This is a genomic window from Bacillus cereus group sp. BcHK124 (genome assembly GCF_027712065.1).
GTDB classification, from domain to species: Bacteria; Bacillota; Bacilli; order Bacillales; family Bacillaceae_G; genus Bacillus_A; species Bacillus_A pacificus.
Map to the genome: position 1 here is coordinate 74,854 of NZ_JAQFPJ010000013.1, position 17,364 is coordinate 92,217.

Sequence of the window (17,364 nt, forward strand, 5' to 3'; positions counted from 1 at the left end):
ACTCCTAACTATTTAATACAAAATCTTTGATTATATTTTTATTAAAAGTTCCACATTTAGAACATCCTGGAACTTTTAATACGGGGTTTAAATTCGAATTTAAGCTAAATACATTATAGGTAAATTCTTTTCCAATTATTTCGCAAGTCATACAATTAGAGAAATATTTCATAATAAAACTTAATATTTGAAAACTAAACATCTCTATTGTCCCTGGAATTAAACTAATATGAGTTTCATTCCATTCACTATTATATCTCTTCAGATATTTATAGCTTAGGTAAGAATTTTCGCAATTCGTAATTTTCCTACTCAAAAAACAATTATAACAACTAGTTTCACTAAATATAAATATTGGACCAATACTATAATATTGCTCTTGTACTAAAGCTCTTAAAAATGGGATTCCATAAGATTTAGATAATTCATTTGCTTCACTAAATAAGTCCTCATTTTCAAAAAAGTCGACTGCTATTATTAGACTTGCATTTTGAATTTGACTCATTTCTAAAAATGAAAATTTGGTACCAAAAGCTTTCTTTAAATTCTCCTGTAATTCTCTATTTCCCATTAATACTATTTTTTTTGTATGAGTAACTTCTATATCTCCAAAAGCACTGGATACAGAACCTGTTAAATTTGAGATGAACTTTTCATATCTTTGCAAATCTTTATCCATAAATTTATATTTTTCAAGCATATCATAATTCTTTATAATGTTATTTTCATCTAGCACTTTAATTATTTCGCAAAGATATTCGATAGGTAATTCCAATTTCTTCGCTAATTGTTCTGTGCTTAATTCACCAGATAGTAACGGAATTAAATCAAGTATATCCTCAACAGAATCTCCATTAAGGGTTATATATGTATCTCTATTAAAAAAAACTATTTCTTCACTCTCTTCTTTCACAAAACAATAGCTATCTAGTATGGGTTTATAATTAAGAATTAGATGATCCATTATTCCCCTCCTATATTAGTGCTTAGGTACACGGTTTCATTAATCTAAGAGAATTTTAAAGAAAAAGGGAGGGAATCCTCCCTTTTTCTAATTGTTATCCAGAACATTTTTTCCATATGTCTTTGCCAATTGTTCCTGGTTTAGGACCCAAACAAGAAGTCGAACCACCACATCCTGCTCCTGCACAACCGGGATCATGGTTTTTTACATAATTAATTTTTCCAGACTCAGTTAATTTAATATCTAGAATTTTTTTCTGTTCCACATATATCAACTCCTTTCCTGTATAATGATAACGCCTAGGCATTTTCCAATATAGCCCAATTTTAGGGGTAAATCAACAGAAAAATAAATTTTTTTTGTTTTATATTAATATTCAGAATAATATATTGACAATGCATTAAAAAAAAAGTAATATGAAACTTCACGTTAAGTAATAAAATTCACATTAAATTTCAATAGTCTCATATTAAGGATAATTACTTTGATTACGCTAAATTAAAATTAAGTTCTTCTAAAAAAATATTTTTAAATCATTGAATTCAAAATACTCTTTATAATAAAATCAAATAAGGAGAGGACATATATGACTTCTAAAAAAAAAATCACTTGGTTACAAGTGTTTTTTATACTGATTACTTCATCTATTATAGTGATTACTACTACATTGGTAAGAAACCTAGGAAATGAAAATATTATAACATGGTTTAACTTTGAAATTTCTTTGTATTCTATTATAGTAACATTCTTATTTTTATATAGTGCATCCTATCATTATTTAAAGGGTGAGTGGAACTTATTTGCTCTTTTAAAGTGGAAAAACTATATTTTATTTTTCACAGCGATTATACTACAATTTATAATTTCCGCCTGGCTATTAAATATCCCCCTTCTTAGTACCTGGAAACTGCTTACTAGTCCCACGGCTTATTATTTTGAAGCTACATGGGCACAAAAAACTTTATTCATTATAGGAATGACTCTATTAACCGCAATAGCTGAAGAAGCTATATTTAGAGGGATTATCTTTAATAAATTACTTGAAAAATTCAATCTTTTCATTAGTATGTGTCTATCTGCTGCACTTTTTTCAATTTTACACCTTCCAATAACATTTACCGATGCATTCATTGCTTTTCTGCTTGGAATTTTAGCTACATCTTTATATCGCTTTACTAGGTCACTTTCTATACCAATTATTTTTCATAGTATTTGGAATTTATTTATCATCTTTTACAGTAACTATTTGTAATAGAATAAATAGTTCCGTTGTAAAAGTGGTTATTAGGAACATAGAATAGCCAATTTTTCACATTTCCATCTTATAAAACTAAGACAAACAATTTATGAATAACTATCTTCTTTTTTCGAACAGACTTGTTTGGTAAAACACTTTATCCTTTTTCATTAAGTTGATTAATTTTACAACTTTAATCAACTACTTCACTAGGCCATTATATTGATTATTACATTAACATAGTCGATTCATTAAAAATTATAATAAACAAAAAAGGCATCTCTACTGATGCCTTTACTTTTTCACCACTATATATAATATAATAATAAATTCACTTATTTTTCTTTCTCACCAAATCTTTTGGATCCCCTTTTAATTTGTAATACTTCATGTTAAGACGAATAGATACTACAGAGATTACAATGAACCCTATTACATATAACATTATTCCTTTCTCCATTTCTTATTGTTTTGCAAACTTATTGTGTAAATACTTCACATGTTTCTTTTCGATATCCTTATCCATAATGTCCGCTCGCAATATTGTTTGGTAGATGTGCTGGACCTCATCATTTGTTAGTTGCGTTTCAGTATATGATTCAATACATTTTTGTAGATCGTTATAATACAGGACATGTTTATCTTTAGATTGAACATTTACTCTTTTTAGACTGCATTTTGGATGGAACGCTACAATAGAGATACACGGCAGCTGTTGTTCTATTAACCATTCAATTGCTTTTATATGTTTATAGTTTTGTCGAAATGGATTTTGAAAAGAGGATTTTTTTCTAAAAATACCCTGTGTCCACCTTGCAGATTTCTCATTTCCATAGATCCATCCCTCGTAGTTCTTCGTCTCTATAACAAATACACCGGTTTCCGCGATAACAATATGATCAATTTGCGTTGTATCACCATACTCCGTATGAACCGTAACATCATGTAACACATAGTAACTTTTTGGATCCAATTTACTTAATATACGTTTTACTAATTTTTCTCCCGCTTTCCCTTTCCATTTTGGGACATGTTTTTTTACAACAATATTCAACGGAATCAGAATCGCAATGAGAACTAATTCAAATATTAATACTTTCATAATAGCCCCCCCTTTTTTACACCCTTGCGTTTCTGCGCATTAAACGATATACATGCGTTTCTAATCCTAAAATAAAATATGAGATACATAGGCCTTTTATCACCATCTCTACGAATCCTAATGCTAATGAAACAAGGAGCCCACCTCGAAACTGAAAAGGTCTGGTCACCCTTCTATTTACTGGTTTTTCAATGACGCCAAAGTTAGCCCAGGTAGGCAAACGTTTTTCCACATTTTTCACGGTACCCATTAATCCGTATTTTAACGATAGAATGAAACATCCGATTAATAAATAAACAACAGAAGAAAAATAGATAGATAAGCCTATTACGATGCATGTCAGTAACCAGCCTATTAATATAGAATTTCGCAAAGCAATATATTCTCGATTTCTTTTCAAAACAAACATTCCTTTCAAAATAAATTAGGGTATTTTTAAATGGAAAATATTTACATTTAAAAATAAGCATGATATGATACGTCTATATTAAATTTTGAAATAGCCTATAAAGGATTGTGATAGATATGTTAAAACTTGTAGTAGATAATACCGTAACAGAACCAGAACCAAAAACAGATTCAGCTTTTTCAAACTACTTCACCTGCAAAGACTGCGTATATTATCTTTCAAAATCAGATTCTTGCAGTCTACAATTAGCAGCTGATTCAAATAGTCCCCTTATTCCTTATGAGTGTGGGAATTTTGAGGAAACCTATGAAATCGGAACGGAAGATCCATTGAATTCACATATTCATCAACGACTTCGTGAAGAAAAAGCACAAATACTAGATGAAAGCTATCCAGCACAACCTGCTATCGATCCAATCCATAAAGACGCAATATGGTATGGGTCAGTAAACTATGGTTGTTGGATTATAAATGATTCAAAGAAACGTTTTGTACTTGCAGAACAGGTACCTTTCGGTGATAATAATATGTCATCTAAAAAATACGCATCTCCTTTTCCTTTACATGACCATGATGCAAAAGAAGGTATCCGGCACTATATGTGTTGGTACGTAAATGAAAAAGGAATTGGCGAATACCATCTTCTTATTGGTGGTGTCATCATGAAAATTGCAGAAGGAGTTAAGAAACTTGGATTCAATTACTAATCGTATCTACAAGAAAAGAATGTTAGAACATACCATACTATTTAGTTTGGTACAGCTGGTACCACTGCTCGTATCTACCGGTATCATATATATATTGCTAGAACTTACTGATACGGAGTGGAAAACCTGGTTTAGTTATGAAGGAATCTTTGCAACTATTTTTCTTATAACGAGGTTCCAGGTGTTTCAGAATAAAAAAAGTATTATTTCTTTAAATCAACACGAAAAGTGGTTTTCAAAGTTAAATATTTTCTTGGTCTCTATATTTCTAGTATTATTTGCATCCATACCAACTCTATTAAAGATTGCTTTCATTCTACAAATGACTGTTATTCTATTTCTACTAGAGTACCTTTGTTTGTATATTGATCGTTTACCGATACATAATTTATATAGAGTAAAAGAGATCATTTGTGATAAAAAACAACTCAAAATTGAACGAATTATTCCAAACAATGAGGAACACGGTACTCATACAATTAAAACAAGGGATGAGCAATACTTTTTATATACCGCTGTGTATTTGAGCGGCATACTATCGCCAATTTCAGAAGAAGTCTTTGAAGAATATGAAAGAAACAACCTAATGGGTAGATAAAAGGTACTGAATGCAGATTCAGTACCTTTTCTATCTTTACATATGGTTCTTTACATATTAGCAAATAGCCATGGAGCGAGTACGGCTAACATACACAGCAAACAAGATCCCGTTATGACACGATTTGCCCAACGGTAATATTCCGGCTGTTTCGTACTCTCATGAATTCTTCTTAAACGAATACCTGCGATTAACATAAATGGTGTGAAAATAAGTGCTGTTGCTTTAAACAGGTCTAAAAAATCCGTAAAGATGTTCATAAATGAAAATACATCGGAACTAAACAAGAAGTATACACTTAGTCTCATCGACATCATGCTGATAAATGAGAAAATCATACTTCCAGTTGCCCACTTCATCCATTGACCATTCTTTGTAATTAATGCCATAACCATGACAATAACACCCAATACGAATGAAATAGAAAAGATATTGACTCCTACTTTAAAAGCCGGTGCATACAATCCTTCAATCTTTTGTATGATTGATGATCCAAAGGAATCATCTTTCTCTGTTGTTTTCGTTCGATTATTTAGTCCATTTTTAAATGATGACGAAACATCATTTCCTTTTAATTCATTAAAATCTACTTTTACAGAAGCTTGAGCTGCTTGTAAGGGTACAAGTAATAAAATCATTAAAATAAGCGTGCATAAGACTCCTATCATTCCTTTATCTCGTTTCATCACACATCACCCGCTAATTTTGGTTTGATGCTCTTTAATTTGATTTCATTTCCTACTGCTGCATAATAAAGATCTGCTGCATAATAGATATTTGCTTTTGTATATGCCCCCATAATTGCATTTGCAATTTCTTCTTTTTCTACTGCCACATATGTTTCATTTTCATTGTAAAACTCAATTTCAATTCGATTAATATTATTATTTAATACTGTAATATGTAATTCTTTTAAGCTATCTAATCGATTGCCTAATCCACACACTAACTTAAATACTTTATTTGCAATTGTTGGTGGTTTGACATACGTCGTATTAAAATGAATTGTTTCATCATCTATCACACCATCTTCCTCGACTTCACACGTCATGATGAAAGAATGATTTTGTTTTTCAATTTCTTGTTGACTCAACTTGCGATCAATGACATACTTCACGCTTGTTGACAGGTTTTCTATATATTCATCCAGTTCGGTATTTGAAATTTTAACCTCTGAGAATTCCGGAAAAATCATGTAAGCATGTACATTTGAACTACTTTTACTTACACGTAATACCTGGATTTGTTTCTTTTCATAGCGCACCGTTTGTTCTAATTTTTCTACTACGTTGTTGCTTATATGATCGATTGCCATATATTATCACTCCTATTTACTTTGATAAAATAATTCTTCATACACTTCTCATGATTTGATGCTATCTATTTAAAGCATTGTAATATTACGAAGAGTTCTCAATTCTCCTGTTTTAAGACTGTTAATCACCTTAATCTCAAAACATTTTAATATTACAATGACGTACAATGTCTCATTATAGTCGAATATCCTTATATGGTGAATCATTCTGTCCCACTCATTTGTACAAAAATAAAAAAATATTTTATCCTTGTACAAATGAGTGAGAAAATGCTGTATTTCATGCTATTTAACCAAGAAAATACAACTAGGAAATACATTCAGCTATTTCCTAGTTATCTTTCACTCCATCTAACTAGTGTATAGGAATACAATGAATCAATTTGTAATTCTATATACAACAGTTGATTTTCTGGTAATATTTCTCCCTCTGTATGAATCCAATAACGCTTGTTATTAGACATATTAAGTACACGTGTCAGTCCTTGTTCTCGCCCTATTACTTTTGCGATCCATTTTACAAAATCCATATCATCTACCCCTGAAATTCCTTGTTGAAAAGTGACGATATGCTCTGTTTCTTGTGGGATCGGCAACTGTTCTAGTTCCAGAAATGTCTCCTCATATTCTAGTAATTCCTCTGGTATATCCTCATCGCTAGGAAAAGGGATATTATATACTGCTTCAGAAGCAGGAGTATGGTGAAAATCTTCAACATACTCCACTTCCTTTGCAACGTCCTTGTTCTGTTCTAACGTTTTTTCTTCTTCACCTACATTCATTTGAATCGATGCAGCAACTAAATCATATATATTTGCTACATCCTTTTCTAAGGTAATTTCTCTCGTTGGAACAGTAACACGTTCTTGTTCCCTGCCAATAGGCCTATTTTCTCTTGGACACCAATAAACAGGTCGTTCCACCGGTTCTGGTCCTTTTTCTTTACTTTTCTCTTCTATCAACATATTTCTTTTTGTTTTGTAAACTACAAAACATATATAGCAAATTAATGCGATAAGAAGCATCTTAAACATGATTTTCCCCTCTCATTTAACCAAATAAATCAAACTCAAATTGTCCTTCAATTACTTTATTTTTTTGTTTCCCTTTCCCTTTCTTTTGAGAAGTATCTACTTCCACAATCAATTCATCCCACAGTGTAATGTCTTGTTTTTGTACAAGCATACGCTTATCTGTATTCAGTGTTGTTAAAGTTCGAATCACATCTTCTATTTCTCCATCTATTTCAAGTACATTCTGCTTCATTCGAACACCAGGTACTTGCTCTTTTTTAATACATTCAACAGCTTTTTGTACAAATTTAGCCTCTTTCATAAATGCTACGTTCATTGTTTTTGGCAATTTTTCCACCCAATTCATAAATTGAATTTCAATTGGTTCAAATACAGTCTTTATTACATTGCCAAAGTTTTCAAGGACGCGTTTAGATTCATCAGATGCTGCTTTTGTCCATTCCTCTGTTGAACCTTTTAATTGATTCCCTCTCTTAATGTTTTGAATTAATAGAGTCTGTAGATCACCAGTATCACCAAGCATTGCATTCAGTCCGTCGCTTGTTGCATCACCGTTCATTGCTTCAGCAGCTTTGTTCTTTTGGGCAATTAATTGCGCCAGTTGTTCTTGGAACGTTTCTCGGTAACCAAGATAGAAAGTTCTGCACTGCTTTGTTTGACCAATACGCCAATGTCTTCTTGCAGCCTGATTTAACGTAAATAAGCTAAATGATAATTGATAATATCGATAGGTAAGGCTTTGAGGTAATCTCCACCTTTTCCCCCGATCCACACCGTACTTGCGCCTTTCAACACATACGGCGCTCCCTCGTATCTAATAAAATATCTGTTTCCCTCACAACAATTTAATTTGGATAGTTTGCTTTTCCTAACATCTTAGGTGATTAGGTTTTAAATTTTGTCATTTCCTGCTTTTTTCCTCAATTTATTAAGCTTGTCCAGTTGCTCGTCATTTAATTTCAGAGCCTTTAGATATTTCTTAATAACTTCAAGGTTGGTTGCATGAATTAGTGCGTGGACTTCGTAACTTACAATTACAAGGTTTTTATACGAGTCATCCTTCGTTTTATGGTAAGGGTTGACGTGATGACATTGCATGGTTTCAAGGTCTAATTCGATTCCAGTAATAGCGCATTTTCCACCCTGAGCTATGAATTTGGATATTCTATTATCTGCAAATTCAATGGATACCCTATTGTTTACTACAGGATTTTCTCGCAGCCACTTCAATTTCCATTCAGGAATGATTGACTGATTTTTGTGAATTCCTAATCTACCTTCTTTTGTATACTTGTTGATCGAAACTTTGGCATTCATTGGACTTTTGTGTTGAACATAAGAAATGGGCAAGATGGGATATTTGCGGTAGTATCTCACACCGGATGATTCCATATATGCGAGAATGCCTTTATGCTTCCCTTCATATTTCCCTATCTTACTAAGTCCATTTAACCTGTTATATAAGGTTATTAGGATGTGACCCCCTAGTGTGCCGAAATCTCTTGATACATGAGAAGCTAAACGGTAGTAGTTGTGAATACCGTTTACCATGCTGTTGTATTTGTTCATTTCTGCTAGGGCTTTGTATCCTCTATTTGCCTTTTGAATTTTCTTAATTTGGTCGCGTAATTGGTTATGAATTCGTTTTATGGCTTTTGGTGAGACATTGGAGCGTATGACGAATTTTGTTTCGCCTGATGCTCTTTTTCCCTTTTGCGCCATTCGGAATGTGAAACCTAAGAATTCACTGGGTTCTCTTTTGAGGTTAGTTATTCTTGATTTCTCACTGGAAATGGTTAGTTTCAACCTTTCTTCCAACCATAATTTAGCTGCATGATATGTTTTGACCGCTTCCTTTCTGGTTTGACAGAAAATCTTAAAGTCGTCTGCATATCTTACAAGGTAAATTTCTTTAAGGTTGGTCGATTTCCTTAGCTTCACATTTTCATTTTTACGATTTCTTCTACCATCTTTGCGATATTGCGGTGTAATTTCTTTTAGATTTCTTTCCTCCCATTGGTTGGCAATCCACCAATCAAATTCATTTAGATTGATGTTTGCTAGTAGGGGTGAAAGAACCCCACCTTGCGGAGTACCTTTTGTTGGGTAAGTGATCTTACCATCGGGCATGACGATTGGTGCTTTTAACATCCGTCTGATTATGACCAATAGTTGTTTATCTTGTATTCCTAGTGACCATATTTGACGCATTAGCTTTGTATGGCTCACGTTATCGAAAAATCCTTCTATATCAATATCAACGACATATTGCATGTTGCTACTATTGACTCGATGTGAAACATCGGCAAAGGCTTGTTCGGTTGAACGGAATGGTCGGAAACCGTAGCTGTGTCTATTGAATTTAGCTTCACAAATTGGCTCCATTACCTGCAAGATACACTGTTGAGCGATTCTATCCCATATTGACGGTATGCCAAGAGGTCTTGTTTTACCGTTACTTTTAGGAATATCTACTCTTCTTACCTTTCTTGGTTTGTAGAAATTAAACCGTTTTTTAACCATTATAAGAAACTCATTAGTCTCGATTTTCTCTATATCCTTGATAGTGATTCCATCAGTTCCAGGTGTCGGGCTACCAGTGTTTCTTTTGATATTCCGATAGGCGAGTATGATGTTATTGTCAGATGTTATGAGTTTCATTAAATTCTTGAAGCTCTTACCATCCTTGCTATCTTGGTATAGTGCATCAAATTCGCTTTGCATATCGTAATACTCTGCGTGGCGAAGATTAGCATTTTTTCTTGCTTTGTTCTCCAAATTGAATCTCATGGTTTATCACACTCCTTTCTGGATCTGTGACCTTTTAAGTCTTACGAGAATCCATGAAGTGTGAGGTTTCAATTCTATTAGGTACGACTTGTGGCTGTTCCTCCATCCTCATTACAAGGACTTCAACGGTCGTGCCACTACTTTCACTATGATTAAACAAGGTTATGAATTCCCTTGTACTGCTTCAACGGGTGTGTTCCCTCCACATCCATAGCTTCCAACGTTCCTTTATTCCTATCAGACCTAGACTTAGGCGCTTGCTTTAACCCCGTATCCTTGATGTAGCCTATAACTACATATGGTTTTTCCTAATCTTCAATCGTACTAAACCACAGATACCACGCTTTTGTTGCGTGCCATACAGTTTCTATATGGTCACTTCAGGAGCCGTACATTCGCAAGTTCGTCAGTGTTTCCACACATTCTCGCCATATCTAGTTTTTTATGACCCCCGGCATATCATCTACGGACACTGCCTCCAGCGCCTTTTCGCATTTCATTTATAAAAATGAATTTACGGCAAACTTCTGCCGACCTTAACGAGCCTCGTACAAAGAAATAAACACATCTTTCAATGCACGTCGTAGCTTTAGGGGAAGCGTTTCGGGGCGTTACTCCGTCATTCCACTTCTCGGAATAAAAGTTCTCCTATCTTTCTGTGTTGCTATTCACATAGAAACTTCTGATTGATAGTGCATCATCTTTTCAATGATGAACGTTTCGCACGAAAATCAATGTTGGCGTTGCCAGCAGTCGGGTAGGTCAAAGATGTTACCATCTCTTTCCCCCCTAAGAACCGGACTTGTACCTTTCAGCACATCCGGCTCAAGCCCTCTTTCATCCGAAGACAATTAGTATGCAAACTTCTTAAATGCATCCATCATATATTTGACCGCTTGTTTACTGTTTACATCCACATTATTTCTTTTAAGGTAAGACTGAACTTTTGGTAATTGCTTACCGTTACCATATCTCTCTAATAATGCATGATGTGTTTTATGACAAGACTTATGAAGTAACTCAAGGTTCTCATAAGTGTCACGACCACCTATAATTTTCGGTATTATATGATTTGCTTCTAATGGTTCGTCTCCAACAAGCGATTCATGGCAGACCCTACATTTGTATTTAGACTTTTTAGCAAGTTTTTGTTTCGCTAAAGTGTTCTCCTTATCGAACTCTTTTTTATCTCGTCGCTCGAAATACTCTTTTAGTGAAGCGTCAAATGGACTGTTATATTGTTTGATTTTAATATGTCTTTCGATTTTTACCCAACTCATTTTCATGAGTTGTTTTGTATTATCATGTGGACACGTAAGAATCCATTTGTCCTTGCTCACACCAGTATGGTCGGGTTTGAAATATATCTTTCTAATCCATTTAATTGATTTACGATGATGTCTATGTTTCAAGTAAATTAGCGTTCTTTTCAGAATATAACTATCTATATCTCTGAAGATCTTCTTGGCAACCGTAGGAGACCAATAGTTCGTTATTCCTCTAACGACACGATTTAATCTATCAATTAGGACCGACGTTTCTCTACCTTTACCCCATTCGAATATTTCTTTAATCTTTTGTTTAGCTCGTTTGACACTATCTTTGGAAGGCTTAATGAACAAGCGCATTCCGTCTTTTGTTGGATATTGTCTGAAATTAAATCCTAAGAAGTCAAACCCTTTACTAATGTGTACTACTCTTGTTTTGTCTTTCGCAAGATTTAATCCACGTTTGTTCAGGTATGGTTCTAACTTATCGTACATGCCATATGCTTCTTCTTCTGTAGGACAGACAATTACAAAGTCATCAGCGTATCTAACAACACCGACTGAATTTGAGTACAATGTATCTCCTTGTCGTGTTGTATGGATGTATCTAACACCGATTTCTTTCTCCATTCCATGTAGTGCCACGTTTGCTAACAATGGTGAGATAATTCCACCTTGTGGCGTTCCTTTTGTTGTCTCATTGAATACATCATTGTCTACATATCCACTTTCGAGCCAGTCTCGAATTATTGATTTATTAGGGAAGTTATTAATACAACCCATAATGTAATCATGATTCAAATTGTCAAAGCAACCTTCAAAATCCCCCTCAAAAATCCATCCCTTAGCACTACCTTTGCTTAATTTAGTGAATAAATCACTCATTGCATCATGCGTACTGCGTTTAGGTCTGAATCCATAAGAGGTCATTTCAAATTTTGCTTCCCATTGTGGCTCTAATGCGTTTTTGAATACATTTTGATATACTCTGTCAACTATAACTGGAATACCTAGTGGACGAAGTTTACCGTTCTTCTTAGGAATATAGGTTCTTCTAGCTGGTTTAACCTTGATATTTCTAACACTATATCTGCTTAATTTGTTGAATAAATCAACTCTTTCTTGAGGCGTGTTAGAGATATAACTGTCTATACCTGCTGTCTTTTTACCTTTATTCTCTTGAGTGACTCGTCTAATACTTAGAAGTAGATTAGCCTTGCTTCTTAAAAGTAATCTTTGAAGTTTTCTTACTTTCCTTGTTTGGTTTAACTGTTCGGCACGATAGATTCGTTGTTGAAGTTTCCTAACATAGCGTTGAATTTTCACCCAATTAATTGAGTGCCAATTCTCCACTAGTGGGGAAACAGCCGACTTAACACTCTCGTTAGTTTTCATAACATATCTCCCTCTCTATAGGATTATTCTTTTCGCTTTCTTTCGTGTTGAAGACCATGTGGAAGTCAGCAACCTTTCAGTTCGGGTATTGCCCTATCCAACGACTTATACAAATGAGCTTTCGTCTGAACTTTCGTTCTGTTGGCATTCGCTTTTTCCACAATCCTTTACCCTCTGTATGTTGTAAGTCTCTTACGATTCTCCTACCTCGAATGAGAGGAATACATAGGGCTTACCAAGTTTCACTAACGATAGATACGATTGGGTTAGGCATCCTTCTTTCCTCCGGCGGATCTATGGGTCGTCGCACAGTCCCTCGACCGTAGAACTTTTCCTATCCGCTTCTACAGACTTTTTCTACCACAGTACGTCTGCTGTCGGTGACGGAGTCTACAAAGGTTCAGCTTCGCTTATACCTTCTCAATCTTTCCCTAGCTCTGTTGAGCTTCTGTGTAAAGTCCTCCATTAAGCATTTAACCCTCATGCAACCCAACAATTCGATTACTCGAAAAGCAGTTTTGGGCGGGAACATCTCTAACGACTAAGATGACTTCTTATGAAGCACTATCTGTTAGCAACTTCTTGTCGCACAGTCCAATCCTACCTTTACCAATTCTTGTGAACAGATGATAACATTCACACCACTATTTACTTGTTCTTTTAACCATTCGCTACGTTTTGGCGGAGTAACTGTATTGGTACGTAAAATTGCTACTTTCGCACCAGGTACTTGCTCTGCAACTTTCTGTAAACGAGGCTGAATGTCTCGTTCCTTCACTGTAGATCCTGTATCTGATACATAAATGATAGTAGGTCGGCTCTCAGAAATTTCAGTACACAATATCTCTTGCAACTTCTTTTCTTTAGGCTGTATACAATCCTCATCGAATCTAAATTCTCCATTGGACCAAACAACATCTTTTTCATTACCATCTAAGTAATAGTCAGGATAATGATTCATGTTATCTGGGTATGCATTGCCTGTACGGATGTAAGAAAGCCATAATTTGCCGACATCAGGTGTACCTTTCGCTGCTTCAATTGCTTTTTCAAACGACTCTTTCATATGCTCATATGCTTGTTTTTGCTCATCTGACATATCAACAAGAATCGTAGGTACATTGATTAATTCGACTGGATTTGGCCATACATCTTTTAAGCGTATATTTATTGTTGTATCCATTAAAAATTGAGTAAACACATAAGGTGAAATACCAGGAACAACTTTTGTCTTATCCAGCATTCCTTGCGCACCACGTGAAGCTACATTAGATACAACTTCACCATCATGGTAGTACGTTCTCTCAATATTTCCGTAGGTTTCATTCCAATCCATTAAAGAGCTATATTCAAACCCACTTTTAACCATCTTGGAAGGATATAAACGCCATAACGTATAAAATACATCGCTTGCCTTCCCTCCAAATAGAGTTCCTGTTCCACCTACGAATTTCTTACAAACTTTAACTAAACTCCCTAGAGCAGTTCCTTGTGCAGTTTCGCTTTTCAGTTCATGTATTTCGTCAGCGATAAGAGCATCGAAGAAATGCTTCATTTTCCTACGAATATACTCAACTGTAGCTACTTTTCTATATGCTCTTCCTGAGTGTTTTGCACTATAAGGTTTGTTGCGATTTTCTAACTCTAGTTGTTTTTGTAAAGTTTTATTTCCCTCTTTAATTGCCTGTACTAATTTATTCTCATATTTTGTCCACTCTTTAAAACTTGCATATTTTGTTTTTACCTTCGGGCTCCAAATATTTGAATTACAATCGGCACATACACTATTTTTATTGGTTTTAGAATCTAAGTCACTTCCTGTAAATTCTTTATACTGACAGACTTCCTTTTGTTCGCCATTAGCTTGTTGAACCATAATAGAAGACACTTTTTTACGTAACCTAGCACCACAATCTGGACAGTAGTATCCATTCTTATAATATCTTTGCACCTCTTCCTCCGATTTCTTGGAAAGTGCAATTTTCTTATAGCGTAATGGCATGTGTTTAATAGAATCCCCTCGCATCGTAGTAAAACTAATGACAAAGTAGGTTGGTTTTTCTGGTTTTGGTCTTCCAGATTGAATCCATGATTGATGAATGCCAATTAAATCCTCTGTACGTTTAATCAGATGTACTTCTGCTTCTGGTATTAAGTGTCGTATTTCTTCTTTTGCCCACTTCTCAGTAAGAGTAGGTGGAACAAATACGCAGGTACGATACCCTTTTTTCCCGGTTAAATGGAAATATCCATCTACTGTCGCTGTCATAATTGCACTTTTGCCGGACGACATTTCCCCCTGTATAATGATTCCTTTTTGTACTTGTAATGCTTTTGCTGCACCTGTTGCTACATGTGCCTGTACAGGGAATAATGGTCTTTTGTATGTATCAAAATGAGATAATGCCTGATCTTTCATTGGTTGATGCAATGGCTCATCTAATTTTGTTACCTTATCAAGCATGACAGGTGAATATTCCAATAGATATTCATTTAAATCTTGTATTTTATTAATTTTTTCACCTGTACCCTCTTGTGGAAATTGACATTTTCCAGAGCGAATCATTTCTGATAAAAACTCTTTACAATCCTTTTCTTTTAGTACGACTTGTGCAATAGATAGAGAAGAAAATTCATTCTTATCAAAATATACCTTTAATGGCTGTAATAGATTTCTTGTTAGCATCTCCTCATAAATTGGCTTCGCCCATTCTTCTAAAATTGGCAAGCCGTACGGAGGAGCCATTAAGAAGTCTCTCACTTGCATTTCTGGTGCTTCGTCAATTGCAACAATGTATTTCGTCTCTAATTGTTTAGAAAACGCAATAATTGCTTTCTTTTTATTGATAGTTTGCGTATTAATAAATTCAAATTGTCCTTTTGAGATCACATTCACTTTTTTATCTAATGTGTAATGTGATTCTTCCCTTTTTCCTTCTCCAAAATACAAACGGCTAGTTCCCATCGATATGGCAGCCCTAAATGACTTTAATGTACTATCATTCGCCCCTAGTACTGCAAATTGTATTTCACGATGATGATTTATTGCCATAGCAAAGCAGAAGGCTGAATGGGAAGCAGTTCCCGTCTCCAATTGCAACATCGCTGGTGTTTGTCCCTGATCAAATGTATCTTGTTGAATCATTTCTTGTAACATAAGTTTCCCTCCTAAAATAAAAAACGCATCTTATTCGATACGTTTCATGTCCTACTCATTCAATTTATTGGCTGAAAATCTATAAACTGTTTCCACTCTGGTAATGACTGTTCAGCCGCATGTAACATATCACCTGCACCTAATTGAGAAGCACATAAACAAATGACTGTAAGTACAATAGCAATACGAAACATACGATTACTAAATTCCCATACGATAAATAATGCTCCTATTCCTAATAGTACATACATAGCCTTCTTCCTTTCCTAGACAAGTTCTTTGACTTCACCTTTTGGCGTTGCAATGATAAATTTAGCGCGACGTTTTTGTAAAACAACTTCTTTTGTTGTTTTTTCTAATTGCTCAAATGAATGTTCATAATACACATTTTCAGATCCACGAACTGCATGGAGTGTATCACCTTCACCAAGCAAACCATCTGCCACACCTGTTATCAGCAATAGTCCTAATTGTCCAGAAGCAATTGGCATCTTTGCTCTCTCTGCAGCTGTTTTCTCGCCTTGTAGTGAGTAACCATTCCCTCTATTTAAACGCTTTTTGAGCGACGAGATACCTTCCGATTTCCCTACTCCTTCATAAGCACTTTTATAATCCACTCTTGATGTAAAAATGATTTTTTTCTGATGATGCAATTCAGGTATAATCCAACTTTTACGATTCACCATTTCTGCTAATGTATTCACATTTTTTTTGACGAAAATAAGGTCTGACATATTTTCACAAAAATTAGCGAACCGATCGTTAAAGTATGTATCATTTTTCATAGCTTCACGCTTACGACCGATGAAGACACACTGTTTAAATGCATCGAACTCCTTATTTTCATCACCAAAACGCATTAAGCCTATTTCCTCATAATTCTTAGCCAAGAAATAACTGATATCGTCTCTAGCAAATCTGTCATATAGAATTACATATACCATAATCCCACCTTCTGCTAAATAATGGTGAGCACGTTTTAGGAAGTTGAACTCCATTTCCTCTGATTTTTCATTATCTATACGAAGCTCCGTATTATAAGGTGGATTTAAAAAGATTAGTGGAAAATAGTCATGACTAATCATCATGCTTTCAAAGCTCGAGCGTACCACTACATCTAATTGCTCTTTTGCTTTGTAATATCGAGTTGCATCTAATTCCACACCATATGTATCAAGTTGTATACCAACTTGTTTCACCTCATCTGCAAAACTTCGTAAAATTGTACCTTCTCCACAACACGGGTCAAAGCAAGCATAAGCTCGCTGTGATTCCATTTGTAATAATTGTACTAAATGTTTCCCTTCTGTTAGTGGTGTTGGATAAAATCCAGCCGCTAAATCATTTCCGATTCTCATTATATTTTCCTCCAAGTTCTTTTTTTATAA

The 17,364-nt window shown here is 34.6% G+C and carries 15 protein-coding genes and 1 pseudogene; 3 read left to right on the forward strand and 13 right to left on the reverse strand.

All coding sequences use genetic code 11. The features are described 5' to 3' along the window. Positions 1–4: 4 nt before the first annotated feature. Positions 5–964 (reverse strand): hypothetical protein, encoded by a 960-nt coding sequence (locus PDK19_RS18530; RefSeq protein ID WP_046648643.1) that lies wholly within the window; start codon positions 962–964, stop codon positions 5–7. A gap of 94 nt (positions 965–1,058) precedes the next feature. Beyond that, positions 1,059–1,229: a hypothetical protein gene (locus PDK19_RS18535; protein WP_162837638.1), complete on the reverse strand. Its 171-nt coding sequence runs from the start codon at positions 1,227–1,229 to the stop codon at positions 1,059–1,061. A 321-nt stretch (positions 1,230–1,550) separates the two neighbouring features. On the opposite strand from PDK19_RS18535, the gene PDK19_RS18540 reads away from it, so the two are divergent. Further along, the gene (locus PDK19_RS18540) at positions 1,551–2,216 is read left to right on the forward strand and encodes a CPBP family intramembrane glutamic endopeptidase (RefSeq protein WP_046648641.1); all 666 of its coding nucleotides are present in this window, start codon (positions 1,551–1,553) and stop codon (positions 2,214–2,216) included. 448 nt (positions 2,217–2,664) lie between these two features. Here PDK19_RS18540 and PDK19_RS18545 read toward each other — a convergent pair whose 3' ends face one another. Further along, complete coding sequence (locus PDK19_RS18545; RefSeq protein ID WP_000866032.1) at positions 2,665–3,303, reverse strand: nuclease-related domain-containing protein; 639 nt, start codon at positions 3,301–3,303, stop codon at positions 2,665–2,667. Between the two features lie 16 nt (positions 3,304–3,319). Beyond that, positions 3,320–3,703: a hypothetical protein gene (locus PDK19_RS18550; protein ID WP_071713414.1), complete on the reverse strand. Its 384-nt coding sequence runs from the start codon at positions 3,701–3,703 to the stop codon at positions 3,320–3,322. Positions 3,704–3,828: 125 nt separating this feature from the next. Here PDK19_RS18550 and PDK19_RS18555 point away from each other — a divergent pair, with 125 nt between their 5' ends. Together PDK19_RS18555 and PDK19_RS18560 are read left to right on the forward strand one after the other, a co-directional pair. Beyond that, complete coding sequence (locus PDK19_RS18555) at positions 3,829–4,419, forward strand: hypothetical protein (RefSeq protein ID WP_046648638.1); 591 nt, start codon at positions 3,829–3,831, stop codon at positions 4,417–4,419. A gap of 19 nt (positions 4,420–4,438) precedes the next feature. Continuing rightward, the gene (locus tag PDK19_RS18560; RefSeq protein WP_003305759.1) at positions 4,439–5,017 is read left to right on the forward strand and encodes a hypothetical protein; all 579 of its coding nucleotides are present in this window, start codon (positions 4,439–4,441) and stop codon (positions 5,015–5,017) included. A 50-nt stretch (positions 5,018–5,067) separates the two neighbouring features. Here PDK19_RS18560 and PDK19_RS18565 read toward each other — a convergent pair whose 3' ends face one another. From PDK19_RS18565 to PDK19_RS18605, 9 genes and pseudogenes are all read right to left on the reverse strand, one after another. Continuing rightward, on the reverse strand, positions 5,068–5,703 hold the full coding sequence (locus PDK19_RS18565) for a hypothetical protein (RefSeq protein WP_000817512.1): 636 nt from the start codon (positions 5,701–5,703) through the stop codon (positions 5,068–5,070). Continuing rightward, on the reverse strand, positions 5,703–6,332 hold the full coding sequence (locus PDK19_RS18570; RefSeq protein ID WP_046648635.1) for a hypothetical protein: 630 nt from the start codon (positions 6,330–6,332) through the stop codon (positions 5,703–5,705). Before PDK19_RS18570 ends, PDK19_RS18565 begins: the two co-directional genes overlap by 1 nt. 335 nt (positions 6,333–6,667) lie before the next feature. Then, positions 6,668–7,366, reverse strand: a complete 699-nt coding sequence (locus PDK19_RS18575; RefSeq protein ID WP_046648633.1) for a hypothetical protein — start codon at positions 7,364–7,366, stop codon at positions 6,668–6,670. A 16-nt stretch (positions 7,367–7,382) separates the two neighbouring features. After that, a pseudogene (locus PDK19_RS18580) lies at positions 7,383–8,099 on the reverse strand (hypothetical protein); the annotation flags it as partial. Positions 8,100–8,257: 158 nt separating this feature from the next. After that, the gene (gene ltrA / locus PDK19_RS18585; protein WP_172656215.1) at positions 8,258–10,156 is read right to left on the reverse strand and encodes a group II intron reverse transcriptase/maturase; all 1,899 of its coding nucleotides are present in this window, start codon (positions 10,154–10,156) and stop codon (positions 8,258–8,260) included. Between the two features lie 851 nt (positions 10,157–11,007). Continuing rightward, positions 11,008–12,819 carry a group II intron reverse transcriptase/maturase gene (gene ltrA / locus PDK19_RS18590; RefSeq protein ID WP_046648629.1) on the reverse strand — a complete coding sequence of 604 codons (1,812 nt, stop codon included), beginning with the start codon at positions 12,817–12,819 and terminating at the stop codon, positions 11,008–11,010. 571 nt (positions 12,820–13,390) lie between these two features. Next, positions 13,391–15,976, reverse strand: a complete 2,586-nt coding sequence (locus PDK19_RS18595) for a DEAD/DEAH box helicase family protein (protein WP_046648627.1) — start codon at positions 15,974–15,976, stop codon at positions 13,391–13,393. Between the two features lie 59 nt (positions 15,977–16,035). After that, positions 16,036–16,227 (reverse strand): hypothetical protein, encoded by a 192-nt coding sequence (locus PDK19_RS18600; RefSeq protein WP_046648625.1) that lies wholly within the window; start codon positions 16,225–16,227, stop codon positions 16,036–16,038. Positions 16,228–16,242: 15 nt separating this feature from the next. Beyond that, positions 16,243–17,334, reverse strand: coding sequence for a DUF6094 domain-containing protein (locus PDK19_RS18605; protein WP_046648623.1), 1,092 nt, complete (start codon positions 17,332–17,334; stop codon positions 16,243–16,245). Positions 17,335–17,364: the final 30 nt, after the last annotated feature.